The organism is Nostoc sp. (assembly GCF_036917395.1).
Taxonomy (GTDB): domain Bacteria; phylum Cyanobacteriota; class Cyanobacteriia; order Cyanobacteriales; family Nostocaceae; genus Nostoc.
Genome location: NZ_JBALDI010000007.1, coordinates 30,305 through 57,196, shown reverse-complemented (window position 1 = coordinate 57,196; position 26,892 = coordinate 30,305). Strand labels below are relative to the sequence as shown.

Here is a 26,892-nt window from a genome sequence, read left to right as displayed (position 1 = left end):
GAACTCATTTGTTATTTCGGCGAACTCATTTGTTACTTCGGCGAACTCATTTGTTATTTCGGCGAACGCATTTGTTATTTCGGCATACGCACGAGTTACAGAATAACGGTTTACCTACCCTTCGTTGTAACAAAGTCATCGGGTCAAAACCGTGACTAGTAAACAATTCTTGCTTTGCATCCACCTCAGACTTGGGTACACCACCCAAAAGATGCGATCGCACATCTTGAGGTTCTGGCGGTGGAGTATCATCAGCATAGCGGCGAATATTACAGTTGTATTCGTAGTCAGCTAATTGTTGTTGAGTCACCACCGCCGCATAACCAGGAATCCCAGGATAATCGGCATTAGTTGTAAAATCTTCATAAGCCGAGACAATTTTTTCTATATGTTCAGGACGCAAAGAATTTTGAGCGCGTCCAGCCTGAAATTCAGCATCAGCGTTGATAAATAACACCTTACCTTGAGTCGCTTTTGGTTTTGCACCTTTGGGACGCATCACCAAAATACACGCCGGAATCCCTGTACCATAAAATAATTGTGGTGGTAAGCCAATCACTGCCTCTAAATTATCCTCTTCAATAAATAACTGGCGGATTTTCTTTTCTTCTCCACCGCGAAACAGTACCCCATGCGGCATTACTGTCGCCATAATTCCATCTTGCTTTAACACCGCCAGCATGTGCTGGGCAAACATCAAATCAGCTTTTCCACTTGTAGGGCAAAAAACACGGAATCGCTCTTTAAACTCCATATCATTATCTTTATTACCCCGGCTGTAGTTTTGCGAAAACGGTGGATTACTCAATATTCGGTCATAATGCTTTAAATTCCCGCCTTCTTTAATCGGCACCATCAAGGTATCGTCGTTCTGAAGCACAGCATTGGGGATTCCATGCAGCAATAAATTCATCTTGCAGATAGCCCAAACTCCCCCGTTATTGTCTTGTCCGTAGAGTCTCAAATCGCGGGAATTTCCACCGTGTTCTTCTATGTGCTGCTTAGATAAAATTAACATTCCCCCTGAACCCACACAGGGGTCATAAACCTCCATCCTTTCTTGGGGATTGACAATTCGCACCATTAATTTCACCACTCCACGGGGAGTATAAAATTCACCGCCCTTTTTACCAGCAGAGTCAGCAAAAAAATAAATTAAATACTCATAGGCTGCACCCAACAAATCGGGAAATTCTAAATCTTCATTCCGTAGCGATCGCTTGTCAAAATGTTCTATCATTTGGCGTAACTGCAAATCGCTTAACGTACTTTTGCCACCCACCTGCTTATTAAAATCAATATGCTCAAAAACATTCTGCAACACCGCCTGATTAGCATCAGCAAGTTTGTGTAGGGCAATATTAAGTTTATTGCCTATTTGTTGATGAAAGGTGTTAACTATAGTACTCCAACGAGATTCTAGTGGCACAAATAACGTATAAGCTTCTGTATTAGTTGGAACGTAGCGGTTAGGGTTGTTGGCCCTTTTCTTAGCGGCTTCTTCACTCTCCCCTTTATCCATAAACTCCCTGACAATTTGCTGATAGCGCACCTCAAAAACATCAGCAGCCCGCTTTAAGAACAACATCCCAAAGATAAATTCCTTATATTCAGAAGCGTCCATTTTGCCGCGCAAAATATCAGCCGCCGCAAATAAGTGACGTTCCAGTTTCGGAAGAGTGAGTTTTGCCATAACAGTAAAATCCCCTGCTTTTCATGCTCAATAATTTAGCTTTACTTCCTGAGTGTCACCACTAATTAACTTACCCTCTGTCTTTTTATAGACAATCATTCATAATACGAACTTGAATACAAAAATGGTATTTTACACCAGGCTGATTGGCTTTATAGACAAGATATAAAAAAACAAGAAAAACAATGCGAACTTTTGAAACGAACACAATTAGAGAGTCGTCAAGTTTAAATTGTTGGGTAAGCAAGTTTGTAGTAAGGACTTTACTCCTTATTAGACCTCTTGCATAAATCCTTGAATCACCCCTCCCCAACACATCGGGGAGGGGGCAGGATTTCAAGTTTCCCCCCTTTATAAGGGGGGATTAAGGGGGTCTATTCGACTTATGCAAGAGGTCTAATTTCTAGGCACTAAAGTGCTTACTACAAACCCTCAAAACTAGTACAATAAGGCGGAAATAAGCCAACCATTCCAAATCAACGAAACCCTTATGCTGTATTCATTTTTAATTTTTAATTTTTAATTTTTAATTTTTAATTCCGCCTTGCAGTACTAGCCTGATATGAAAAAAAGGAGCCTGACTCAGACTCCTTAATAAAAAATTAGTAATAAAATTGTGACTACTTAACAGTCACCTTACCGCCAGCTTCTTCGATCCGCTTCTTAGCATCTTCAGCAGCATCCTTAGCAATACCTTCTTTAACTGCCTTGGGTGCAGCTTCCACCAAGTCTTTCGCTTCTTTCAGACCCAAACCGGTCAATTCCCGGACAATCTTCAGCACGGCAATCTTCTTATCAGCTGGGACTGATTCGAGAACCACTTCAAACTCGGTTTGCTCAACAACTTCCTCAGCAGGAGCAGCACCACCACCACCAGGCATCATCATCATGCCGCCAACGGGTGCAGCAGCACTCACGCCAAAAGCTTCTTCAATTTGCTTGACTAACTCAGAAGCTTCCAGCAAAGAAAGGCTTTTTAGCTGTTCTAAAATTTGATCGGTTGTAGCAGACATTGATATAACTCCTGTAATTTTGATTATTTATTTAGCCATTAGTCATTGGTCTTTAACTATAGACTTTTGACTTTTGACTGATGAACCACGAAGTCTATTCAGCAGCAGTTTCGGCGCTGCTATCTTGTACAGCAGGGCTTTCGGTACTGCTATCTTGTACAGCAGCAGTTTCAGTATTGCTATCTTGTACAGCAGCGGTTTCAGTATTGCTATCTTGTACAGCAGCAGTTTCGGTGCTACCACCACTTTGCTCTTGGTCAGCCACAGCCTGCAAAGCACGAGCCAGTGAACCAGGAACTTCGTTGATACCCACAGCAATCTTGGTAGCCAAAGCGTTGATAGCCCCAGCAATTTGGGCTATGAGTTGTTCCTTAGATGGCAAGTCTCCCAGTACCTTGACATCCGGTTCTTTGAGTAGACGACCTTCCAGTACACCACCGCGAAGTTCTGTTTTCTTGGTGACTTTTTGGAATTCTTGGTATGCCTTAATTGCCGATGAAAAATCTTCTTTTACCAGCAAAAAGGCAGAAGCACCATTGAGCAATTCTGACAAAGGCTGCCATTTTTCATCATCTCTAATGGCAATGCCCATTAGGGTGTTCTTCGTCACCTTACAAACGGTGCCACTAGGACGCAGCCGCCGCCGTAAATCGGTAATTTCAGCAACTGTTAGCCCCTGATAGTCAATTACCAGGGCCAGAGTTGACTCACTCAAAGTTACTTTGAGGTCAGCTACTATCTCTTTTTTATTTTCTACTGTTCTACCCATTCCAATCTCACCTCCTTAAAATAATCGGGGAAGTGCCCTAGTTGTACGTTTCTTCTAAACCTGAACCCAAACAACAAACCCCAGCTGATATAGCCGGGGCTGAGTAGTAAGACTCCTAATGCCATAGTTACCACACCTTTATAGGTGGTAATTTTGACAATCAGAGTTTTAACCTCGGCAGGATATTAAGCTATTAGCACCTGCTGTCTCCGGCTTTACCTATTTAATTTAAAGTTAGGAGTAGAGACGCGATTAATCGCGTCTGTACGGGAGTTAGGAGTAGAGACGCGATTAATCGCGTCTGTACAGGAGTTAGGAATAAAATTCATAACTCATAACTCTTATTAACCTGCTTCGCTCAGTTTCAAATCTCGTAGGGCGGTGATATCAACTTTAATCGATGGCCCCATAGTGGCTGACACATAAAATGTGCGCCAATAACGACCTTTAGCTCCTGAAGGACGGTTACGGTCAATCGTCTCCTGTAATGCCTTTAGGTTGACTAACAAATCTTCAGGCGAGAAAGTTGCCTTACCAAACATAACATGAACAATACCAGTTCGATCGGCTCGGAATTCTAATTTACCAGCTTTAAATTCTGCGATCGCACTTGCTAAATCAAATGTCACGGTTCCACCCTTAGGCGATGGCATTAAACCACGTGGTCCAAGCAACTTACCCAGCTTTGCCACCTGTGGCATCACATCAGGTGTGGCAATCAGCTTGTCAAAATCCATCCTACCTTTCTGGATTTCGTCAATCAGTTCTTCTGAACCTACTATATCAGCACCAGCGTTGCTTGCTTCGTTTACCTTTTCGCCTCTGGCTATCACCGCCACCCGGATGATTTGTCCTGTACCTTTAGGCAGTCCTACCGTTGTCCGTAACTGTTGGTCTGTATACTTAGGGTCAATTCCCAGCCGGATATGCGCTTCAGCAGCTTCAGCAAATTTAGCTGTTGCTGTGTCTTTGAGAAGGGCTAAAGCCTCTAGGGGTTGATAGTCCTTATCTTCTACTTTTGCTTGCAGCGTCTGCAAACGACGCGATATTTTCACCATTTTTTTCTCCTGGGGTAATTCCGAAGCTTCGCCTCTCCCCCGATACAATTTTGGATTTTAGAGTAGGAAGTTAAAAGTGAGGAATGAGGAGTTACTAATTTAAAATTCATAACTCTGCCAATTTTAGATTTTTAATTTTGGATTTTGGATTAAAAAAAATTTAAAATCTAAAATCTAAAATCCAAAATTGAATGACTCATAACTCATAACTTTTTTAATCTGTGACTGTTATACCCATATTCTTAGCCGTTCCTCCCACAATCTTCATTGCCGCGTCTATGTCGTTGGCATTCAGATCGGGGAGTTTCGTTTGGGCTATTTCTTGCAATTGTGCTTTGGTAATTGACCCAACCTTCTTTTTGTTGGGTTCATTCGAGCCTTTTTCAACTTTCGCCGCCTTCCGAATCAGCACTGAGGCTGGTGGCGTCTTGAGTACAAATGTAAAACTCCGGTCTTCAAAAACCGAAATTTCTACAGGGATCACCATTCCAGCTTGATCTGCTGTTTTGGCGTTGTATTCTTTACAAAACATCATGATGTTGACGCCGTGTTGACCCAATGCGGGCCCGACTGGCGGTGCTGGATTGGCTTTTCCAGCATTCAGGGCCAGTTTAATGACCGCTACTATTTTCTTCGCCATTTGTATTTAGCTCTGTTTCTCTACCTGATTAAATTCCAATTCTACTGGTGTATCCCTGCCGAAAATTGACAGTAAGGCTTTGAGCTTACTCCGCTCTGGAGAGACTTCAATCACCTCGCCTTCAAAGTCTTTAAATGGACCAGAAAGCACCATTATCTTATCACCAGTAGCCATGTCAATTTTGACAACAGCTTCCTGTTCGCTGGTTTGTTTGAATATACGTTCGACTTCTGAAGAACTCAGTGGTATGGGGTTGACATGACCGCGACCCTTACTACTACCACGTTTTTGTTCTGCACCAACAAAATTAATTACATGGGAGGTGTTTCGTACCACCTGCCAGGTATCATCATCCATCATCATCCGCACCAGCACATAGCCAGGGAAAACTTTTTCTTCTGTATGCTGGCGACTGCCATCTTTGCGGATTTTCACCGCTGGCGTTTGCGGAATTTCTACCTGGACAATTTTGTCAGCTACATCAAAAGTTTGAATACGTTGCTCTAAGTTAGTCTTTACACGCTTTTCACAGCCTGAGGCTACTTGCACTGCATACCAGCGTGCTTCTTTTGACGCTGCTTCTGCTGTTTCTCCTGTTTCCTCCGACTGCAACGTGGAGTTGCGAGGTTCGTCTGTTGCAAAAGTCATCAGAACACCTGTTTTGCTGCCCAACCAAACAATCCATCAACCAAGTATATCAAAGATGCGGAGAGTGCCACCATTAACAACACAGCGGCGGATTCGCTCACTATTTGTTTCCGACTGGGCCAGACTACTTTCTCAAGTTCTTCTTTGATTCCCTGTATGAACTTGCCCAAGCTAAACCCATTTGTGGTTTCTGGCAATTCTGCTTCACTTTTTTTGACCACGACCCTTTATCCCCCCGTTTGTCACTCAATTTTGGATTTTGGATTTTAGATTTACCCCATACCTTAAGGCAAAGGCGCTTAATTTTAGATTTTGGGTTGTCGATTTTAGATTTATTCTCAATCTAAAATCGGCAGATTTTGTCTTTTTAATCCAAAATCTAAAATCTAAAATTCGATGATCCCAGTTTGCAGTTTCGACTCTATTTCACTTAACTGAAAGCAAAACAACTGCAAATACAATAATAAGTTTACCCGAAATTATTATCGCTAACTGCTATATTAGCAGCTGCGTAATTATTTCGGGCTTTGTTTTTTGCTCTTAAGCGCGCCCTGGAGGACTTGAACCCCCGACATCAGGTTTTGGAGACCTGCGTTCTACCAACTGAACTAAGAGCGCACAAGCTGTTTTTGATTCAGTCATTGCGCTGAACTAAATTTCAGTTTAACGCAATATGCGATTTATATCATATCTCAATTTTGCCCTTGGGAACAAGTCAGCGGCAGATGCCGCTTGAGGCTTGAGTCTCCCATAATGATTGAAGGAGGAATCACAAAGGGCGGTCAAACCGTTGCTTGATCCGGGTTGCCTTACCTACGCGATCGCGGAGATAATACAGTTTAGCACGGCGAACCTTACCGCGACGTAATACCTTGATGCTGTCAATCCGGGGAGAATGCAACAGAAACACCCGCTCAACGCCCACACCTTGAAAAACCTTACGGACTGTAATAGTTTCGTTGATGCCACCATTGCGCTTGGCAATAACTACTCCCTCGTAGGGTTGTACACGGTACTTTTCGCCTTCCTTGATTTTCACTCCCACTTTTACTGTGTCGCCCACATAAATGTCGGGCAGATTCGATTTTTTCTGTTCCGCTTCAATGGAGCGGATAATCTCTTGAGCGTTCATAGTCTTTCCGTCTGCTTACAAAAAACTCCCAATCATCAATCATAAATCGATAATCCTATTTCAGTCTACTTGTTGTGATTGATAATTTTACTGATACAACAGCCTAGAGATCAAAGCTATATTGCAGAATGCTGTACCACAAGGGTGAAATTTATGAAATTTAGCGTCGTCATCAGTACTTATAATCGCTTGAACTTGCTGCAAAGGGCAATTGACTCGGCTCGTAACCAAACAATCGAGTGCGAGGTGGTTGTTGCTGACGACTGTTCATCTGATGACACCCAAACATATCTCAAAAGCTTAGGGGACAAGGTTGTTTACCATCGGAACGAAGTGAACCTTGGTCATGCAGCAACTGTAAATGCTGGAGTTGCCAAAGCTAGCGGCGACTGGATTAAGTTTTTAGATGATGACGACTATTTAGCGCCCAACTGCATAGAAGAGATGGCTAAGGCGATCGCACTTCGTCCCGATGCTGTAATCTGCTCTTGTGTGGCGGCTCAGGTGGATGGCAATGAAGTTGAACTCAGTCGCACCCCGCAAGTTGGCCCCGGATTAGCTTTTTATGTTCCACAAGCCGATATTCACTACGGTATGCTCTTAGAGCTTGTACCTTTTGGCACACCTGTACAAGTAGCTTGTCAGCGTGATGCTTTCCTGCAAACTGGTGGTTGGGACTCCACACTCGATGCTAACTGTGATGACATCGATTCCTGGATTCGGATTGCTCAGTTTGGTGATGCTATTTTCTTCAACCAATGTCTTGCTTACCGCACTATTTGGCCGGGTGCATATAATCAAAAGTTTTCTTTGTCTCGGCGGTTGGCGACAAATATTTTGATGAAGGAGAAAATTTACGCCTTGGTAAATGACCAACATCGCTCAAAGATTCCCGTCTTTCAGGATATAAAAAATTACCTGAAACTCCATTGGATTTTAGTAGCACTGAAGCAAAAAAATATCAAAAGTTTTTTTTCAATGATAGATCCGTCTGTACTTTCTCCTCAGTCTTGGAAATTTTTGCTAACTGCTGTCTCATCACGCCGCTCTCAAGGACAAAATTCTGAGGTTCGTAAACTTGTATTGATTGAGTCCTAACTTTTTAAGCATTGATAAACATTTGATTATCAGAGAATATTATGCCTGAAGAAAAAGTATATTTAGAGCTTTCAGAAAGTTATAAATACACAGCCAAAATCAGAGCGATCGCTGTGTTGAATGGTATTCATATATCTGCTGTGCTGTAGTAAAGTCCGATGCCAGGGTATTAGCTTATGCTGGTCATAGCCATTGGGGAATACAAAATAAGGCTATAGAGACTGAAATAGCAGATTCAGTCTTCAGAATTTTGGAGTTTTACCCCGATTTATCGAGCCGTTACTGAATAAGTCTTTAAGCTAAGTAACTGGTTATAAGCGCTCTTAGTCAGTAGCAAGTGGTCAATTTCACGTGCTACTGACTACTCTTGAGTTGTCGCTGAAGACCTGAATAATTATGTTGATTTACACCCAGTTACTTATCTTGATTTTTTATACATATCTCAAAGATTATGCGAATCATACATATTTTAAACCACGTTCAAGAAATAGGTAACGGTATTGTGAATGTGGCTGTGGATCTGGCTTGTTTACAGGCAAAATCTGGTCATGAGGTAGCGGTTATTTCTGCTGGTGGTGAATATGAGAAATTACTAAAGATGTATGGTGTCAAACACTACCAATTAGACCAAGCTAGGAAACCGATAAATATTATCAAAGCAGCTGGGCGTTATCGAGCGATCGCAGCAGAATTTCAGCCGGATATCGTTCATGCACATATGATGACGGGAGTCATCCTAGCACGCATTTTTAAAGGGCACAAATATGCTTTAGTTTCCACAGTCCACAACGAATTTCAGCGTTCTAGCCTGCTGATGGGTTTAGCTGACAGGGTAATTGCCGTTAGCAAAGCTGTACGAATATCTATGGCAAGGCGTGGTATTTTAGAAAACAAGTTGCGGGTAGTATGCAATGGAACTTTGGGTAGTCCTCGCACCCGACAAATACAAGATTATCAACCTTTAGCGTTACAGCGTCCAGCGATCGCTACCGTAGCCGGGATGTATCAACGCAAGGGAATCAGTGAGTTAATCGCTGCCTTTGAACAAATTGCTTTAGATTTTCCCCAAGCGCACCTTTATTTAGTAGGAAATGGCCCTGATAAACGGCTATTTGAAGCACAAGCACAAGCAACTTCTGTAAAAGAACGCATTCATTTTGAAGGCTTCCAGCCGGAACCTCAACGCTATCTCATATCTTGTGACATATTTGTGTTGGCTTCTCACCGTGACCCTTGCCCTCTGGTACTTTCGGAAGCTAGGGAAGCTGGAACTGCGATTATTGGCACTCAGGTAGACGGGATTCCTGAAGCTTTGGACAATGGGCAAGCAGGACTTTTAGTGCCAGCCAAAGATAGTAATGCTTTGGCTGGAGTTTTAGTGCAATTACTGAGTAATGCCGATATGTTGCACGAATGGAAACAACGGGCAAATCACAACCTAGAGTGGCTGAGTGTTGCTCGCGTTCATCAGGAAACACTGGCGGTGTATCGTGAATTAATTACACAGTGAGAGCGTTAACAATGTAGCGATCGCTTTAGTTTTAAAGCTACGCCTAAAGCACCAAAGAGCAGTACACTCAAAACGCTAGTTGATTCAGGAACAGCAGTATAATAACTAGCCACTCTGATCGGGCCATCTTTATCCGCTTTCTCTGGTGGCACTGATGGAATGATTCCAGCACCTGGCGCTAGATTGGGCAGGGTAGCAAATGGATTGTAAAACAGGGTTCCGTTTGGGATTACGCCACCACTAAAAGTGATGATGTTATCTTTGATGGTAACGTCTGTAAAAATATTCTTTAGTTCAGGATTATTGGAGTAACCAATCTTGCCATCTCCATTAACATCTCCCCATTGCACTGGTTCATTATCAAATGGTGGAGTAGAATTCTGATTACTATAGGACAGCGTTTTTAAATCAAAGACCAAGCTATTTATATCGTATCCGGTGGCATTGAGAAAGTTATTAGCTACATCTGGGACACCATATTCTACTATTTGCCCTGGTTGATATTCTGGCCCAAGGGTTCTTGGCTTTTTCGTGTCGAGTATGTCTTGATTTTTAGTCGTCACAATCGGTTCTACCAAGATGAAGGCTCTTGCTGGTGTCAAAGAAAAAAAACTAATTCCTGCTGCTCCTAGAACAGACAAGGCTATTTTGGTTGCTATTGTAGTCATATTTGTGTCCTCTTCATATTGATTGAGAGAATGCGATACCGCATAGGTTAAATCAAACAGCAAAACTCACTTTGAAGCTGCTATCTACCTACTGGATAAATAGGGGTCAATATGTGCCTGTTTACTGAGTTTAGATTTACTCATAGGTTGATTTATAAAGCAATTCTTGTAATGCTTTATCACTATAACTAGTAATTTCACGCAATCTTTATAAAAAGTCTAAATTAGAACTTATGTGTTGACAGATTGGGCAATATGTGAAGTTAAAAAATTGGTGAAATGGGGGAACAGGTGAAAAAGAGAATTTATTTTACAACTATTGCAGCGATCGCCGTCTTTGGTGCTGGTCTAGTTACTGGAAACAATACAACCAATTCCTTTGCACAAAGTACCGAAAAAGTATCTGCAAGTACTGAAATGATTGAGGGTTTGACAGTTACAAGAATAGAGGCGAATATTATTGTACCAAAAGATATAGAGGATTTAATTGCAAAATCAGATATTATCGCTATAGGAAAACCAACGCAATCGATCACGGAAAGTACACCTTTGATTCAACGTGATTTTGAGGGTTACGTTACTGAAGCGATCTCCCAAACTGAATTTAAAGTACAACGTGTGCTGAAAGGTGCGTCATATTCTGACACGCTATTGATCGGACAACAAGCAGCTATAGTTGCAGACAGAATCACCGGTAAAAGTTTCCTTCAGGTCTTTTACGATTACCAACCGCTAGTCAAGAATGCGAAATACATTCTTTTCCTTAAGAAAGGTTTGAATGGTAGTCCATTGTATTTTCCTGTAGGGGTTTATTATGGCAAATTCAATATTGATGGCACAGACCAAGCTGAAAATAAAATAGAAAATTCAGATTTCAAGTTGATCCGAAAGGATGTGATTGAGAGATTTAAGAAGATTATAGACGAGACATCAGCTAGTTAATGATGCAACGCCGCTTTACTTTACAGCAAATAAATGGCTTGGCATTGTTTAAATAAGCTGTTCCTCCATTTCCCCGAATACGGTGTACACAATACAGTTTATCGAATAGCCCAAAGAAACCTCACCCTGGTTCTGCTACGCAAAACCTGTCCCTCTCCTTAGTAAGGAGAGGGATGTCTGTCAGGACAGGGTGAGGTTTTTGTTTTGGGTAATTCGATAAATTCTGTACACTGTTTTTGCGTTAATCCTGATCAGGAATTCAGATAAATTTTTTCGTAAATCCACGCAATCGGCTTAACACTGGCTTCGCCCAATTCCCACCTAGCAAATCGTGCAGCAGGATATAAAAACAGGGGATGATAAATAATGTCAGCATTGTTGCGATCGCCATCCCAAAGAAAACTACAATTCCTAAAGGCTGCAAAAATTCAGAACCTTCGCCAATGCCCAACGCCAAAGGAAACAGTCCCAAAATAGTGGTGACTGTGGTCATGATAATTGGGCGCAAGCGTTGAGGAGCTGCTTTCATAATTGCAATTTGGCGAGTACAACCTTCTTCATCGCGAATTTGGTTTGCCAGTTCTACCATTAGAATCCCTGCGTTCACCACAATTCCCACCAGCAGCACAACGCCAACAATTACAGTTGCACCAATTGCTGTTTTGGTAATGTAAAGTCCAAAAATTCCCCCAGCTAACGCCAGTGGTACGGTGAACATAATTACCAATGGGTCAATTAGCGAATTGTATTGCACCGCCATGACTACAAAGATTAAGAACGTTGCCAACGCCCCCAAAGTTTTTAAAGCATCTTGAAGTTGCTGATTAGTTTCTTGGGCAGAACTAGGGACAATTGAAACCCCATCAGGTAAGTCTACATCTTTGAGTACCTCGTTGACTTCTGCGATCGCTTCACCAAGACTAGCTCCCTCGCTGAGATTACCTGCCACAATAAAAGCTTGGCGCTGATTAATCCTTTGCACCTCACCAGGCGCTTGACCTTCTTGAATGTCCGCAACATCTGAAAGGCGGATTAGGTGATTGTTTTCTGTAAATAGCGGTAATTGCTCTAGCTGCGAAGGACGCTGAATAGCTTGTTTATTTAGCTGCACCCGCACATCAACTAAACGATTACCGCGTTGAATTTGCGTCGGAACTGAACCTTCAATTGCTGTTTGAACTGTTGCACCAATTTGCCCGGCGCTCAACCCTAAAGCCGAAACCCTTTCCCAGTCGGGGCGAATTTGGATTTCCGGTTGTCGGGGGTCGGCATCTGGTCGGAATGTTGCTAATTTTGCCCTTTCCTGCAATGCTTGCAGCACTTGCGCCCCTGCTTTGGTTAAATTTTCTTCATTCTCACCTTGCAGAATCACGTCAACTTCTGACCCTTGCACTGGAGAATTACTCAAGATTAAACCCCGCACCTGACCAGGATTGAGGCGCAGCAGAATTCCTGCTAAGTTAAGTTTGTTAAATTCCTGAGTTACTTTTTTGACGAAGGCTTCGACATCTGTGCCTGGTTTGAGATTGATGGTGCTGCTGGCACGTAAAGGATTTTCTGTAGTATTGCTGCCAAATAAATTACCACCCACAGTTGTGAAAGCAGACTCGGTTTCTGGTTGTTTGAGCAAAATGTCATCGACAATTTGCATAACTTTTTCAGAAGTTGCTAAAGGTGTACCGGGAGGAAACTGCGCTCTCAAGTTAGCTTGACCAGTACTGATGCGGGGTAGAATTTCCTGGGGAATTTGACCAAACATAAAGAAGCTGCTACCACCTAAAATTACCAAAGCAGCGGTAACTACGAAGAGCCGATAGCGTAAAACTCTGGTTAAGAAGTTACCGTATCCCCGTGTAGCATCTTCAAATCGGTGATTAAACTGTCTAAGCAGCCAAAATTCGCTGATCCGACTAGACCAGGGAATTCCCAAGAGTCGAGAAGATAGCATCGGCACTATTGTGATCGCGACGACAAGCGATGCTGCTACTGCGAAGCTAATTGTCAGAATCAGTTCATTAAATAGCAGGGCAATAAAGCCGCCAATTAAGAGAAATGGCACTACAGAAACTAAGTTGGCACCTGTAGCAGCAACTAAAGCAGATTCTACTTCTTGGGAAGCAGCGATCGCACTGTCAATAAAGAATTTTGAATTTCTCCCCTTCTCCTCTTCTCTTCTCTGTCTCTGATTGGGAGTCATCCCAGCTTTTTCGGAAATGTTCTCTAGGATCACAACCGATGTATCAATTGCTTGACCGACTCCTAATGTCAGACCTGCCAAACTGAATACATTCAAAGTCAAGCCAAAGATTTTCATCATAGCGATCGCTGCCAGAGTACATAGCGGAATCGTCAAACTGATAATCAATGTTTGCCTGAATGATCCCAAAAATAACAACACTGCTGCTGCTGCTAATAATGCCCCAGAAATCCCCGAAAAGATGACATCATTTAAAGAATTGCGGATGAAGAGAGATTCATCTGTGGTGGGACTCAAAGTCATGTCTGCTGGAATTAAACCCGATTGTCGTAATTGTTCAATTCGCCGCTTCACAGCATCTACAACTGTGATTGTATTGGCCTCAGGCTGCTTTTGAACTGAAAATTTCACCGCAGGCTGACGGTTGAGGTAAACAAATAGTCGCTGGTCTTCTGTATCATCAATTACCTCCGCAAAATCTCGCAAATAAACGCGCCGGGGAGGAACTGGGGTAGTAGTGGTATTAGTGGTAGTAGTAGTATTCGCGGTAGCAGGGGAAGCGGAGGAAACTTCCAAGGAAAGGTTTTCAATTTCCCTGGCATTTTGGAAACGTCCTACAGTCCGAGTCAATGGCTCAGAATTTTGCCCCAGAATCCGACCACCAGAAGTATCTTGGTTACGGGCTGTTAATTCATTTAATACATCATTTAACCCCACACCCAAAGCTTGCAATCGGTTTAAGTCAACAAGCACTCGTACTTCTTCCTCAGCACCACCAGATACATCAACTGCGGCGACTCCTGGTACAACACTGAGTTCACGTGTTAACTCTTCATCAGCAAATACGCGTAAATCTTTACCTGGCAACGAGGCAGATGTCAACGCCAATTCATAAACCGGCAATTGGGAGGGATCGACTTTAAATAAGCGCGGCTCCTCTATCGTATCTGGCAGTTGTCCTCGACCTCGGTTAAAAGCAGCAGTAGCATCGTTTAGGGCTTGGTCAATATCGCCCCCTGGTTGAAAGTATAAATCGAGGCTTACTTGTCCTTCACGGGTGCGGGAGAAAACTTGCACTACATTCTCGGTTGCCGATAAAGCTTCTTCCAAGGGTCTGGTGATTTCATCTACTGCTACTTCTGGGGAAATACCAGGCGCTTCTAGCCGAACCCCAATTCGGGGATAGGTAATTGACGGTAGGAGATCGACTTGGATAGTTGTGAGAAAAAATACCCCTATGACAATTACTGCCACAGTGAGCATGAGTGTACCAATGTGTTGGCGGATAGCGATCGCACTAAGGCTAAATCCGCCATTGCCATTATTATTATTTACCTGTTGCATGATCCTAAGTGATAAGTGCTAAGTGCTGACTACTGAGTACTTCTTTCATTGGTGGTCAGTGCAAATTAAAGGGTTTAAATCCCCTTATGTAACTCTCTTCTCTACGAAACGCGGCGCGAACAATTTTGAATTTTGAATTTTGAATTTTGAATTGTTATTGCTCACCCTACTATTGCTTTTCTGAAAGAATTGAAAGACTTACAGTGTCACCTTCTTTTAACGGCTTACCACTACGAACAACATAGCGTTCTCCCGCTTGCAAACCGGATAAAATTTCCACTCTCCCATCAGCCCTTTTTCCCAACATTACGGCTCGTGCTGTTACCTGGGTTTTGCCTTCTGTGTCTTTGAGGACAAATATTGCTCCACTTTGGTCTTGTGACTTTGCCTCTGTTATACCAGATGTGTTAGATGGAGAAGAGTCCTGCCTTACATTTGTTTGCGTCTCCCCTGTGCCCTTGGAGTTGTTATTGCCTGCTTTTTGAATAGCTGTTTGCGGCACTACAACCCGCTGTTGTGTCTGGTTTTCAAAATTGACTCGCGCCAGCAGTCCACTGCCAATCTTGCCTTGAGTGTTGGGAATCACTACCTCTACAGGTATCAAGCGAGCTGTGGCATCGGCTGCTGGAGAAATGCGCGTAACTCTGCCAATTAATGCTTGATCCGGGAAGGCATCTAAGCGCACTTGTACAGACTGCCCAACCTGAATTTGTGCCAGTTCTAATTCCGAAACTTGGACGACAACTTTAACCGTTTTAAAATCGCCAATTTTCAAAACTTCATTACCTGCTTGCAGAAGATTGCCAGGTTCTGTCACCTTTTGTGTGACTACGCCAGTGATGGGGGATTTGAGTTGAGCGTAAGACCTGCGTTCTTTGGTTTGGGCAACTAATGCCTGTTGGGCCAATACTCTGCCTTGAGCAGCAGCGACGGCTTGCTGTTCTGTACGGACTTGTTCTTGAGCTGCCCGTAGTGCCTGAGCGGCTGTTTGCGCCTGGGTACGTGCTCGTTGAGCGACTTGTTCAGCGATCGCTCCGGCTTTGAATAGATTTTGTTGGCGTTGTGAGTCTGCCTGAGCTTGTACCACTTCTAGCCGGGCCCGTTCAACGTCTGCACGGGCATTGCTTACCTGATTGGTTGCCCTCGCTACTTCTGATTTGAGGGCTGCTAGTTCTGCTTCTGCTTGCTTTAATTCGGTCAAAAGTATGGCATCGTCTAACTGCCCGATGTTTTGTCCAAGCTTTACCGGATCGCCCACATCTAAGTTCAAAGCCAATAACCGGGCTTCTACCTGCGATCGCACTGATATAATCCGAAAGGGTATTGTATTACCTGTATATTCTGGTTGTTTTTGCAGCAAATCAGTTCGAGCGATCGCCACATCTACAGCCGTTGCACCACTACCAGGACTTTGAGATTCTGCATCAGCCGATTCCTTGGGTAGTGATCCACAATTCGCCATCAGCAGTCCTATGCCCAGCAAACAGGGAATCAATAATATTGATGCAAAAGGGGAAGACACCTTTGTGTGAACGCTACTCTTTACATCTGCGACAGCCAGATCAGTCTTCACAACTGAATCTAACAGGGTATTAATTACCTGGTTAGCGGCTGCGAAAGGTGAGATTTTCGCCTGCTTTTGCGGCTTATTTCTGTCCAAAATCATTTATTTTTCTTTTATTTGGTGAGCTTTTGGGATTAAACAGCCGTGCATTACCAAGTAATTTTGAGACATTATGACCAATGAAAAGCGGCGAGAGTCAATTAACTATCTTCTTGCAGAATTATGTATCAAAAATTACTTTTTATCTCAAAAAATTCTCACCACTTTAACTCGTTACATCGAGGAGGCAATTTTTTCGCTGACGATGCAATTATTAATTTAGTATAAATACTTTTAAATTTTTTGCAATCTGCCCTTAGTAGAAGACTTGCGTTTCCTGAAGATATCGGACTTTTATGCCCCTACTTTTAAAATGGGCAGTATCAAATAACTATACTTATGCTTACATAGCAAAATTTAACTATAGCAAAATGCCTAGTAATTTTTACGCTTGATCTAATATATTAAGAATAGTAAAGATAAATTGCTTTTCTTGACGCTGTAATATTTAGATCAAGCAATTGCATATATAGCAAAGAAAAGACCGATATCTACTACAGCCACAAATCTTAAATGAGGAAAGTTACGAGTGACATCATTATTAAAAATTGTCCAAACTACAGATGAATCCCAGATTTCGGAATTTTTCCAGGAATCAGTGGGTAAGTGGCGATCGCAACGACGCTATTACACCTTACCTCAGGGAGAAACCAAGGAGATGGAGAGTATAGTTACGATCAATTTTCTAGAGCAGGGCTGTGATCAATTGCAAAAGCTAGCTCAGATGCACGATTTGCCTGATACAGTCAGTTTGATCTGTGGTGCAGCAGTTACATGGGAAAGTACGGATGTGGCCAAGGCCAGGAAAGAGTCGCAAGGTTCAACGATATTTGGGGCTATGGGAAACATTTTGTATCGCGATCGCGGTTTTGCCATATCCAAACCAGTCACCGCCCAGTATTATTTCTCCAACCCGAAAACACTGTGTTTGCGAACTGAATACAACGGTTCAGTGTTTGAAGAAGAGTTAAAACTAATTGGCAGCAAATACCGCACCAGACAGACCATCATCTCCCGTGCTGGTGAGCAGTTGATGATTGGTCAATATTTAGAAAAGAGAGTGGAGGATTAGTTTATCGGGTGGGTGTGGCTGGCAGCTACAGCTTCACCCGTTTTGGTACTACCCAGCACTTAGCTCTTAACTGCTATATAACTTTTTATAACATTTTGTCAAACTTTACTCTAGAAAATTAGTTGTCATGTCATCATGGGAAGTGAAATGAGAATTAATTCGGCGACAGTGTTTGTTTTTAGTATTGACAGGCTTTTTCCTCTTGGTATTACAGACTTCTCTCCGAAATCTAAATCTCTACAAACTTATGATTTTGGAGACATTTAATGTCAATTTACGTTGGTAACCTCTCCTATGAAGTTACACAAGATGCACTGAGTGCTGTTTTTGCAGAATATGGTTCTGTAAAACGTGTTCAGTTGCCTACTGACCGTGAAACAGGTCGTTTACGCGGCTTTGCTTTCGTGGAAATGAGTTCAGAAGATGAAGAAACAAAAGCCATTGAAGCTCTTGATGGGGCTGAATGGCTGGGTCGTGACCTGAAAGTAAATAAGGCCAAGCCCAGAGAAGACCGAGGTGGTTCCTTCGGTGGTGGTGGTAATCGTGGCGGTGGTGGCGGCGGCTACAACCGTGGCGGTGGTGGTCGCTACTAAGCTAAATAGGCGAAAGCAACTTAGTTGAATCTAGAAAAGGCTCAGGCAGCAATGCTTGAGCCTTTTTTATGCAAAACTTGAACTGTGAATAATTTTGGATAGTTATTAATTATACCGCGCCTATGATTCTCTAATCAGAATGTCCTGATGAAAAATCATTTTCCATCGATCATTGTTCAATTTCCAGATGGAACTTCGCAGCGAATGAACAGGCTGTTCCCCAGATATATATCTGACTATACATTACTAAAACAACCCCTGTTGCCAAAACTAAGGTTTTAAATTCTGTTATCGCTCTTTGAGTCAGGGATTCAATGGGTTCATTCTGCAAGCTGTTGATAATTTGCTGCTTATCAAAAACACGCCCTGAACTTCTGAACTCAATGAACTCCTCAGCAAGTAAGTCCATGACATCTTTAGCTGACTTTCGTACATCGGATTGAAGCAAACACTCCTCAAATTCACAAAGAAGCGATTCCTGTAAATCGTCTGCTTTCATCTACTTACTGGAGTTGATTAAACTTTTGATAAGACGGCTTGCAACCGTCTGATGCAACGGCGTTGTTAGGCTGTCTCGCCGTTTGCTGCTTGTGGCATTGACTCAATCAACGCCCTTAACACTTTATTGACCGATTCTGCTGTGGTGAAAACCTGAGCCACATCTTCATCTAAGACCACAACTGTTAATTGTTGGGTTCCACTACGGGCAGCAAAGCGATTGGGCTTTGCCTTATGATAATCAAAGCCATACTCAGCCTGAAGCTCGTCGTCAGAATTTTGCGATTTTTCTTCATGTATTTCGTTCATAATCTTCACGTTCCTTTCGAGTAGCTAGACGGGCGCTGATGATACGGATAGCATTGGAACGCTCAGTGAAGGAAATCAACAGCAAGAGATTTTGTTGAGAGTGACCAATAATGATTTCTCGCTGCTCATCTATAGAGTGCGCTTCATCATCAAAGATGACTGCCAGAGAATTGCCGAAGACAGTTTTGGCTTCTTCAAAGCTAACACCATGCTTCTTCAAATTTGCGGCTGCTTTTGATTTATCCCACTCGAACTCCATGACCAGATCATATCTGATTAACTATGCAGATTTGATAAAACTGCTCATCGATTAGGTGAACGATTGGCTGTAGGTTTACCACAACTGTATTCATTGAATATTACTGCGATCGCTCTGGTTAAAAGTTTTCAGGATTTATGGAGTTTTTGCAAAAAATCAAACCAGTAGTGCTGTATAATTTCCAGCCTTAAAACAAATTAGCCCTAAGCTCTAGCTTGGATCTTTTCAGTATTTCTAGATCAAGCAAGTGTTTTTTACTGTACAATAGTAATTAATCCCCTAATATAAGAATTTTTCTCTGGGGATTCAAACTAAACATAGGAGGAAATTTTGAAGAAAGACATTATAATGTCTTTTGCTTCATTGTTTGTGTTGGCTTACATATCTTTAAATGTAGCCAATACAGCAGCGCATACAGACTCGGCAGTAAAATCGGTAATTTCAGGAATTACACTTTTGAAACAAAAATGACAAAATGATTAGGCTACTGGTAATAGCTTTTTCAGTCATTTAATTATTCAAGCTCGTAAATTATGGAGTTCACGGGCTTTTTTTATTTATCTTATTTACATTCTAACTCACTAACTCATTTTTTAGTAATTTTAGTAATTTAGTTACAATTACCAAGCCCTTCGTTTTTATGGCGTTATCGCTGCCTGATTCTATGCGGAGTATTGTTAATTACATGGATTATTATAAGTTTCATAATTTTATTATAAAATATACTAAGATAAGTATATTTTTATTTCATACATTCAACAAGATCCGCTATCAGACATAATCTGATCCCTAGCAAGTATGCCCAAAATTAAAGTACCCCACCCCTAACCCCTCCCCGCAAGCGAGGAGGGGGATAATTGTACTAGCAAAAATCGGCTGGGGTCGGAAATTAGTCATGATTGATTAATAATGAGTTGCCGACTTGCGATGATGCACGGCTGTAACGCCATCTTGATTTAGCACTTTGCCACTCTCGACGGTTGCATAAACCAACCAATGATCGCCAGATTCCATCCGGTTTTGTACGGAACATTCTAGATATGCTAATGCATCGGTAAGTATGGGAGAACCGCTCTCAGTTTCTTGGGTGGCGACATCTGCAAATCGGTCTTGTGCTGGACCAAAGGGTTTGAGGAAGTGCTTCATCAACCCCAAGTGATCACCTTCTTTGAGGATATTGAGGACAAATTTATTGCCGGAGTGTGTCAGTGTTTCTACTGCGCGGTCTTTAGCTACAGCTATGGTTAAACCAGGGGGACTAAAGCTGGCTTGAGCCACCCAAGAGGCTAACATGGCACTGGAACGATCGCCTTCTTTTGCTGTGAGAACACAAAGAGAACCGACAATCCGACCAACTGCTTGTTCTACACTTGTTGCAGGTTGCCTTGGCGATCGCACTTTTCTAGCTTTCTTCAGTCCTTGGGCAAAGTCGGTTCCAGCTTCTTCACATAATTGTAAGGTGACATCGTTAGGTTTGAATTTTACGCGGATGGTGTCAAAGCCAAACCGATAGCCAGCGTCTTTCAATTTACCTTCGATTAAATCAACTGCTTCCCCACTCCAGCCAAAGGAACCAAAAACACCTGCGAGTTTATTGTTAGTAGCAGTGGATAATACAATTCCTAAAGCTGTTTGCACGGGTGTGGGTGCATGACCACCAAGGGTAGGAGAACCCATGATGAAACCGCCGGCTTTTTCCACAGCCGCCCGGATTTCTTCTGGTTCAGTAAATTCGCAGTTAATCGATTCTACAGCAACGCCAGCTTTTGTAATCCCACGAGCGATCGCTTGGGCTAATGTGGCTGTATTCCCGTAAGCTGATGCATAAATTAACGCTACTGTCAAGTCAGCAGATGTTTGTTGTTGACTCCATTCCCGATAAGCTTTGGTTAGTTCGATTAAGCCATAGCGTACCAAAGGCCCGTGTCCAGTGGCATACATTCTCACGGGAAAATCGGCAAGTTTATCTAGCGCTGTTTCAACTTGACGGGCATGGGGAGCCATTAGGCAATCAAAATAATAGCGCCGATCTTCGTTATATATTTCCCAGCCTTCATCAAATACCTGGTCACCGCAAACATGGGACCCAAATAACTTATCTGTATAGAGAATTTCTGTTTGCGGATCGTAGGTGCAAAGTTGATCTGCATAGCGGGGATTGGGGGTAGGAATAAATTGTAAATTATGCCCATTGCCCAAATCTAGAGTTTCTTCTCCCCGCATGACAAGAATTTGCAAATCTGGATTTTCCAACGCCCCACGTAAATTTTTTGCCCCCGGATTAGAACAAACAAAAGTGATTTGCGGGGCAATTTCTAGTAAAGCTTTTAAAGTCGCAACGCGGTTGGGGTTGACATGTCCCAAAATTACATAATCTAACTCTTCGACATGGAAACGCTGCTGCAAAGCTTCTAAATAAATTTCCGTAAAGGTTTCCCCTGGAGGGTCGATTATGGCGGTTTTCTCGCTTTCTATTAAATAAGAATTAGCAGTTGTACCTTTAGCAAGAGCATATTCAATTTCAAATCTCAGCCTAGACCAACTGCGCGATCGCAATATTCTTGTATCTGTAGCTATTGGATAAACTTGAACGTCACGGGGTTTATTTGTTGACATGGGGAGTAGGGAATGGGGAGTGGGGAATAAGAAGTAGGAATCACCACTCCCTATTCCCTTTTTTAATAATGCTTTACTACATGGCTTTTAGGGTAATGAGGAATTAAGAATTAGGAAATACCACTCCCTACTCCCCACTCCCCACTCCCTCTGTTAATAGTGGTTTCCGACTTTACGGTGATGCACAGCAGTTAAAGCATCTGGCTTAGAAACTCGTCCGGCGTAGACGGTGCTGTATACTGCCCAATGGTCGCCACAGTCCATTCTACTGACGACTTCGCACTCCATGTAGGCGAGGGCGTCGTTGAGGATGGGGGCACCATTTTCGGCTGGCTGGGTTCTCACACCTTCAAAGCGATCAGCGCCAGGGGCGAACCGCTTCAAAAAGTGCTTCATTAGTGGTTGGAAATTACCTTGTTCTAAGATGTTAAGAACAAAGCGATCGCCTACTTGCATGAGTGATTCAATTGCCCGATCTTTGGCTACTGCAATGGAAAATCCCAAGGGTTTGAAGCTGGCTTGATTCACCCAAGAGGCTAGCATGGCACTGGAAACATTACCCTTTTTAGCAGTGATAATATATAGTCCGCCGCTGAGTCTACCGAGTGCTTTATCTAAGTCAGCACCCAGAGATTTCATGGCTTTGATAGTGCGATCGCGTGTTACCCATTGCCCTAAGTCTGTACCCGCTTCTTCACACAGCTTGTAGGTATTTTCTGTGGGTGTTTGTTTAATCCGAATTGCTGGAAAAACTGTTGTCAAACCCAAATTGCGGAATTTACTCACCAACGGATCTATCGGTTCATCATCGCCACCGCCAGTTTCAAACACGCCGATGGCTTGCTTTTCTTTGGCAGATCCTAAAACTGTGCTGAGTGCAGCTTGGATGCTAGCAGCGCCAGAAGCCGGAGGTAGACCAACGATTAGTCCAGTACAGCGGCTAACTACTTCCCGCAGTTCTTGTAAATCGACTTCAGATCCCAAATCGACAATTTCCACGGCGACACCAGTTTTACCGATACCGTTGGCAATTGCTTGAGCAAGGCGATCGCTATATCCGTATTCTGAAACGTAAAATATCCCAATTGCCGTTTCTGCCTTGGTTTGTGTTTGGCTCCAAGTGCGGTAACGTCCGATTAGTTCCTCAACATTGTGGGATAATAATGGCCCATGTCCTGTGGCAACCATGCCGATGGTTTTCAATTCCGCCATCCGCTTCAGGGCAGACAAAACTGACCGCGCATTCGGCCCCATCAAGCAATCGTAATAGTAATGAAAGTCTTCTTCGATAGCCGCCAAGTCATCATCAAAGGTGCTATCTGAGCAATAGTGCAGCCCAAAGGCATCGCAGGTATAGAGAATTTTGGTTTTGTGGTCAAAGCTGAAAATGGTATCCGGCCAGTGTAAATTTGGAGCAATCACGAATTCAAATTCATGACCATTGCCCAAATCCAAGCGATCGCCATTTTTCACAATCCGCCGTTTGAATGGCTGATGTATTAAATCCTCCAGAAACTGAATCGCTACCCTAGAGCCGACAACGGTAATTTCCGGAGCCATTTGCAGCAAATCTTTAACTAAGCCGCTGTGGTCTGGCTCGGTGTGGCTGATAATCAAATAATCAATCTCTGTTGGCTTGATTAGTCCGGTAAGCGTATCAAAATACAGTTGACGGAACTTTTCGTGGGAGGTATCAACTAAGGCAGTCTGCTCCCCACGGATGATAAACGAGTTATAAGTAGTACCGTTTTGCAGACCAAACTCAATATCGAAGCGATCGCGATCCCAATCCAAAGAGCGAATAGCCGTCGTCTCTTGAGCGATTTCCACAGTCTGTATGGTGAGCCGTTTTTCAATTTTTTCGGTGAGCGCTACCATAACTCCCCTCCTTGACAAATTGAGTATTTATTCCTCTAGGTTTATTGTTACACGGCTTGAATGTTAATTTTTATTAAAATATCTCTGACTGACCTAAAAAAGTTAAAACAGTGAAACCGTATAAGCACCCAGAACAAACAGAGAATGTTTGGCTAGCTTTGGAAATTGGGAATTCTCGACTGCATTGGGGATTATTTCTAGGCGAGACGCTTTCCTCAGCTTGGGATACCGACTATATACCAGAGTCTGTTATACAGCAGTTGGCTGAATGTCAAACCCTGAATGATTTACTAGAGAAAATTTTTCCACCCGATCAGAGAACTGATGAACAACAAAGACATGCAGACAATTCCTTCCCTGCGTCACCGCCTCCCCTCGTCCTCGCCTCTGTAGTTCCCAGCCAAACTGCTATTTGGCAAATTTACCCCAATGTTCGTGTTATTAGCTTAGACCAAATACCACTAAAAGGTGTTTATCCTACATTAGGAATTGACCGCGCTTTAGCTTTGTGGGGTGCGGGGAAAACTTGGGGTTTTCCAATGTTGGTGATTGACGCTGGGACAGCACTGACTTTTACGGCTGCGGATGATAATCAGTGTCTGATTGGAGGTGCAATTCTGCCAGGACTAGGCTTGCAGTTTACGACTCTCAGTCAACAAACAGGACAATTACCATTAGTAGAAATGCAAAATTTTCTGTCTCTACCACCACGTTTTGCACTTAATACTACAGGAGCAATTCAAAGTGGAGTTATTTACACTTTCATAGCTGGAATCAAAGATTTTGTTGAAGCGTGGTGGCAATTATTTCCTAATGGTAAAATTGCGATTAAAGGGGGCGATCGCACTTTATTACTAAACTATCTACAAGCCTTATATCCTGAAATAGCAGCATGTTTAATTGTGGAACCAAATTTGATTTTTTGGGGAATGTGTTTAGATTAGCTTCATAAAATCTTGTTAGCTAATCAGTGTTTACTGATTTTATCTCAGTAAGTAAATATACGGTTAATAAAAAACTTACAGAAAGCATACATTTAGTTTTCATAATTACACCGGATCTGCACCTGTCACCCGCGAAACTAATAGCTATGGCTGGTATTCGCTTTGGTTTCCTATACAAAATGGGAACCCAAATACTATTCAATTCTTATGTCCTTAATAGATTGTAATCAAAAGAGTAAAAAATGAAAAAGCTTTTGTTTTTAGGTATTTTGGCGATTGGTATCACAATTCCAACGACATCATTATTAGCGCAAAATTCAGTAGATAACCCAGATAACAGTGATCCTCCGGGATTGAGAAGACCCCCTGAATTAAACAAGCCTATTATTCCTGAGCCACCATCACCAACAACACCGACAGAATATCTTTACCCAGATAACAGCGCAAAACCCATTTTGCAAATGATTACAAAAGAACGTGCGATTGGACAATTAAGACAGGGTTTAAATCTCAAAAATGCACGGCTTGTAACTTACGCCGATTACATCAAATTTAAAAGTAAACTTGGCGGCGATAGCATCGAAAACGCTCAAGTACACCCTAACCGTCGTGTCTGGTTAATTGAAATTGACGCACCAAACGGGATTGATGTAGCACAACGAGTCCGTGATGAAAAAACACCACGTCCAGAAAAATTTAAAAAATCGAAAATTTTAATGGTAGTGGATGCAGAAACTGGAGATAGACTAAGCATCGATATCGCAGAAAATCAATAACTTAAATTTTGACCTAGCTATTATATTGACTCTGACGTTTATTTAATTAATATAAATAAACGTTTTTTTATAGATATAAGTTTTCTGAACCCGCTTGACTCTAATTATTAATTTCCTTTATAAACTCCCGAATCTCGATCGCTACAACCCCAGCACAAGATTCTGGTAAATCGTTTCCGGCATGGGTAATCATTTTTAAATCGACTTTTGGCATTAGTTGAGCATAAACCCGGCTCTTGGCTAAAGCATCTGCTGTATCTTGGCTACCTTGTAAAATAAAAACTGGGACATCTATCATGTAAAGCTGCTTTTGCACTAATTCCGCTTCAATTTCTGTTTGTCGCCGTTTGAAAAGTAATTGGCAACCTATAGGATACGGCAATAGCGCCTGACGCAGCTGCAAGTCTTGTGCAATTTTTTCATGCCAACCTAAGATTTTAGTCAAAGGAGTGAGCGATCGCAACAATTTAACTATTAGTGGTGGATAGTTCAGTAATCGCCGCATCTTTTGGTAATACTGTTCTTGTCCTCCTATTTCTACGCCTTCTGGTGCTAGCAGTACCACACCATCAACTTTCTCTGGATACTTTAAAGCATAGCTAGTAGCAATCCAACCCCCAAGAGAATGCCCTACTAAATACACTTTTTCTAACTTGACAGCTTGCAAAAATTCAGATAAACATTCTACTTGTAAATCTATCGAATGGTGGATATTAGGATTCTCTGACTCACCAAACCCTAACAAATCAGGTGCGAAGCAATGGAAATCTTGTGCAAGAGACTCCATCACAGATAACCATTGACTGCTCTCATTCCAAGCACCATGTAAAAAAATTATAGGAGTTTTTTCACCGACTTCACGCCAGAATATCAGCCCTTGAGAGAGCTTTCTCCGGGAGTTACGGAATAGTGTACCCATTTTATTTAGTAGTTAACTTTTAGCACCATAATTAATAGTCATTAGTCATTAGCATCTGACAAAAGACAAATGACTAATGACAAAATATTATTATGCCAATGTTGTCAAGCCTTTTAAGTAGTCTTGCAACTGCCGAGTATGATCGTGAGACATTTGTCCTAAAGGTAGAAAATTGGGACAGAAAGCTTGGATTTCCATGACTTCTAAAGTATCCTGAATTTCCATTGTCCCATGTACCTCAGCTTCAACCACAATACAAATTGAGTGAATTCTGGGATCACGGTCTGGTGCGGAGTAAACTCCTACCAAACGGTTAATTTTCGCCAATTCTAGCCCAGTTTCCTCCATCAATTCCCGGTGGACTGTGTTGGGAATATCTTCTCCCCAATCTACTATCCCTCCAGGCAATGCCCAAAGACCATCATCACGTCGCCGGATCAGTACTATCTGACCATCGGGTAAAATTGGGATGATACTAGTGCCAGTAATGGGATGACGAAATATAATACCCAGTACTGTTTGTCCAATCCGCCATAAGCTACGTGTGGACTGCACAGCTGCCGGAAAAAAAGCAATAACGTTCAATCTTTAAAATTTCTGTGTTGTATTCTATAGTTCCCTACCACTTACATAGACTCAACTAATAAAAATTT

General features: G+C 42.4%; 25 protein-coding genes, 1 tRNA gene, 1 pseudogene and 1 other annotated feature. Of the genes and pseudogenes, 8 read left to right on the top strand and 19 right to left on the bottom strand.

The window, feature by feature from the left end; all coding sequences use genetic code 11:
- Positions 1-46: 46 nt before the first annotated feature.
- The 9 genes and pseudogenes from V7K46_RS05805 to rplS all read right to left on the bottom strand — a co-directional run bounded on the left by V7K46_RS05805 (position 47) and on the right by rplS (position 6,953).
- A complete protein-coding gene (locus tag V7K46_RS05805; RefSeq protein WP_335111651.1) occupies positions 47-1,693 on the bottom strand; it encodes a type I restriction-modification system subunit M in 1,647 nt (548 codons plus the stop codon).
- 620 nt (positions 1,694-2,313) lie between these two features.
- Positions 2,314-2,706, bottom strand: a complete 393-nt coding sequence (gene rplL, locus V7K46_RS05800; protein WP_335111650.1) for a 50S ribosomal protein L7/L12 — start codon at positions 2,704-2,706, stop codon at positions 2,314-2,316.
- Between the two features lie 241 nt (positions 2,707-2,947).
- Positions 2,948-3,475, bottom strand: a pseudogene (rplJ, locus tag V7K46_RS05795) (50S ribosomal protein L10); the annotation flags it as partial.
- Between the two features lie 63 nt (positions 3,476-3,538).
- Positions 3,539-3,706: a sequence feature (ribosomal protein L10 leader region), on the bottom strand.
- Positions 3,707-3,819: 113 nt separating this feature from the next.
- Positions 3,820-4,533, bottom strand: coding sequence for a 50S ribosomal protein L1 (gene rplA, locus V7K46_RS05790; protein WP_335111649.1), 714 nt, complete (start codon positions 4,531-4,533; stop codon positions 3,820-3,822).
- A gap of 214 nt (positions 4,534-4,747) precedes the next feature.
- The gene (gene rplK, locus V7K46_RS05785; protein WP_292835967.1) at positions 4,748-5,173 is read right to left on the bottom strand and encodes a 50S ribosomal protein L11; all 426 of its coding nucleotides are present in this window, start codon (positions 5,171-5,173) and stop codon (positions 4,748-4,750) included.
- A gap of 6 nt (positions 5,174-5,179) precedes the next feature.
- A complete protein-coding gene (nusG, locus tag V7K46_RS05780; protein WP_229490338.1) occupies positions 5,180-5,821 on the bottom strand; it encodes a transcription termination/antitermination protein NusG in 642 nt (213 codons plus the stop codon).
- A complete protein-coding gene (gene secE / locus V7K46_RS05775; protein ID WP_334797941.1) occupies positions 5,821-6,042 on the bottom strand; it encodes a preprotein translocase subunit SecE in 222 nt (73 codons plus the stop codon). The genes nusG and secE overlap by 1 nt, the downstream gene beginning before the upstream one ends.
- Before the next feature lie 324 nt (positions 6,043-6,366).
- Positions 6,367-6,439: transfer RNA gene (locus V7K46_RS05770), tRNA-Trp, on the bottom strand.
- Between the two features lie 151 nt (positions 6,440-6,590).
- Positions 6,591-6,953 (bottom strand): 50S ribosomal protein L19, encoded by a 363-nt coding sequence (gene rplS / locus V7K46_RS05765; protein ID WP_334978399.1) that lies wholly within the window; start codon positions 6,951-6,953, stop codon positions 6,591-6,593.
- A gap of 153 nt (positions 6,954-7,106) precedes the next feature.
- On the opposite strand from rplS, the gene V7K46_RS05760 reads away from it, so the two are divergent.
- Both V7K46_RS05760 and V7K46_RS05755 read left to right on the top strand, forming a co-directional pair.
- The gene (locus V7K46_RS05760) at positions 7,107-8,051 is read left to right on the top strand and encodes a glycosyltransferase family 2 protein (RefSeq protein ID WP_335111648.1); all 945 of its coding nucleotides are present in this window, start codon (positions 7,107-7,109) and stop codon (positions 8,049-8,051) included.
- Between the two features lie 451 nt (positions 8,052-8,502).
- Complete coding sequence (locus V7K46_RS05755) at positions 8,503-9,561, top strand: glycosyltransferase family 4 protein (protein ID WP_335111647.1); 1,059 nt, start codon at positions 8,503-8,505, stop codon at positions 9,559-9,561.
- A 5-nt stretch (positions 9,562-9,566) separates the two neighbouring features.
- Here the strand turns inward: V7K46_RS05755 and V7K46_RS05750 are convergent, their stop codons facing one another.
- Positions 9,567-10,229 carry a hypothetical protein gene (locus V7K46_RS05750; RefSeq protein WP_335111646.1) on the bottom strand — a complete coding sequence of 221 codons (663 nt, stop codon included), beginning with the start codon at positions 10,227-10,229 and terminating at the stop codon, positions 9,567-9,569.
- Positions 10,230-10,508: 279 nt separating this feature from the next.
- On the opposite strand from V7K46_RS05750, the gene V7K46_RS05745 reads away from it, so the two are divergent.
- A complete protein-coding gene (locus V7K46_RS05745) occupies positions 10,509-11,171 on the top strand; it encodes a hypothetical protein (protein WP_335111645.1) in 663 nt (220 codons plus the stop codon).
- A 259-nt stretch (positions 11,172-11,430) separates the two neighbouring features.
- On the opposite strand, the gene V7K46_RS05740 is transcribed toward V7K46_RS05745, so the two are convergent.
- Both V7K46_RS05740 and V7K46_RS05735 read right to left on the bottom strand, forming a co-directional pair.
- Positions 11,431-14,712, bottom strand: coding sequence for an efflux RND transporter permease subunit (locus V7K46_RS05740; RefSeq protein ID WP_335111644.1), 3,282 nt, complete (start codon positions 14,710-14,712; stop codon positions 11,431-11,433).
- A 169-nt stretch (positions 14,713-14,881) separates the two neighbouring features.
- Positions 14,882-16,378 (bottom strand): efflux RND transporter periplasmic adaptor subunit, encoded by a 1,497-nt coding sequence (locus tag V7K46_RS05735; protein WP_335111643.1) that lies wholly within the window; start codon positions 16,376-16,378, stop codon positions 14,882-14,884.
- A 70-nt stretch (positions 16,379-16,448) separates the two neighbouring features.
- Here V7K46_RS05735 and V7K46_RS05730 point away from each other — a divergent pair, with 70 nt between their 5' ends.
- From V7K46_RS05730 to V7K46_RS05720, 3 genes are all read left to right on the top strand, one after another.
- Positions 16,449-16,598 (top strand): hypothetical protein, encoded by a 150-nt coding sequence (locus V7K46_RS05730; RefSeq protein WP_335111642.1) that lies wholly within the window; start codon positions 16,449-16,451, stop codon positions 16,596-16,598.
- Positions 16,599-16,904: 306 nt separating this feature from the next.
- Positions 16,905-17,447 (top strand): phycobiliprotein lyase, encoded by a 543-nt coding sequence (locus V7K46_RS05725; protein ID WP_335111641.1) that lies wholly within the window; start codon positions 16,905-16,907, stop codon positions 17,445-17,447.
- Between the two features lie 266 nt (positions 17,448-17,713).
- Positions 17,714-18,040, top strand: a complete 327-nt coding sequence (locus tag V7K46_RS05720) for an RNA recognition motif domain-containing protein (protein WP_335023385.1) — start codon at positions 17,714-17,716, stop codon at positions 18,038-18,040.
- 169 nt (positions 18,041-18,209) lie between these two features.
- On the opposite strand, the gene V7K46_RS05715 is transcribed toward V7K46_RS05720, so the two are convergent.
- From V7K46_RS05715 to V7K46_RS05695, 5 genes are all read right to left on the bottom strand, one after another.
- Entirely contained in the window at positions 18,210-18,539 is a 330-nt protein-coding gene (locus V7K46_RS05715; protein WP_335111640.1) for a nuclear transport factor 2 family protein, read from the bottom strand.
- Between the two features lie 65 nt (positions 18,540-18,604).
- Positions 18,605-18,847 (bottom strand): hypothetical protein, encoded by a 243-nt coding sequence (locus V7K46_RS05710; RefSeq protein WP_335111639.1) that lies wholly within the window; start codon positions 18,845-18,847, stop codon positions 18,605-18,607.
- Complete coding sequence (locus V7K46_RS05705) at positions 18,831-19,106, bottom strand: BrnT family toxin (protein WP_335111638.1); 276 nt, start codon at positions 19,104-19,106, stop codon at positions 18,831-18,833. The genes V7K46_RS05710 and V7K46_RS05705 overlap by 17 nt, the downstream gene beginning before the upstream one ends.
- Before the next feature lie 903 nt (positions 19,107-20,009).
- Complete coding sequence (locus tag V7K46_RS05700; protein WP_335111637.1) at positions 20,010-21,722, bottom strand: diflavin flavoprotein; 1,713 nt, start codon at positions 21,720-21,722, stop codon at positions 20,010-20,012.
- Between the two features lie 153 nt (positions 21,723-21,875).
- Positions 21,876-23,600 (bottom strand): diflavin flavoprotein, encoded by a 1,725-nt coding sequence (locus V7K46_RS05695; protein WP_335111636.1) that lies wholly within the window; start codon positions 23,598-23,600, stop codon positions 21,876-21,878.
- A 110-nt stretch (positions 23,601-23,710) separates the two neighbouring features.
- On the opposite strand from V7K46_RS05695, the gene V7K46_RS05690 reads away from it, so the two are divergent.
- Together V7K46_RS05690 and V7K46_RS05685 are read left to right on the top strand one after the other, a co-directional pair.
- On the top strand, positions 23,711-24,544 hold the full coding sequence (locus tag V7K46_RS05690) for a pantothenate kinase (RefSeq protein WP_335111635.1): 834 nt from the start codon (positions 23,711-23,713) through the stop codon (positions 24,542-24,544).
- A gap of 242 nt (positions 24,545-24,786) precedes the next feature.
- Entirely contained in the window at positions 24,787-25,320 is a 534-nt protein-coding gene (locus V7K46_RS05685; protein ID WP_335111634.1) for a hypothetical protein, read from the top strand.
- A 100-nt stretch (positions 25,321-25,420) separates the two neighbouring features.
- Here V7K46_RS05685 and V7K46_RS05680 read toward each other — a convergent pair whose 3' ends face one another.
- Both V7K46_RS05680 and V7K46_RS05675 read right to left on the bottom strand, forming a co-directional pair.
- Positions 25,421-26,239 (bottom strand): alpha/beta fold hydrolase, encoded by an 819-nt coding sequence (locus tag V7K46_RS05680; RefSeq protein ID WP_335111633.1) that lies wholly within the window; start codon positions 26,237-26,239, stop codon positions 25,421-25,423.
- Positions 26,240-26,329: 90 nt separating this feature from the next.
- Complete coding sequence (locus V7K46_RS05675) at positions 26,330-26,824, bottom strand: NUDIX hydrolase (protein WP_298921009.1); 495 nt, start codon at positions 26,822-26,824, stop codon at positions 26,330-26,332.
- Between the last annotated feature and the right edge of the window lie 68 nt (positions 26,825-26,892).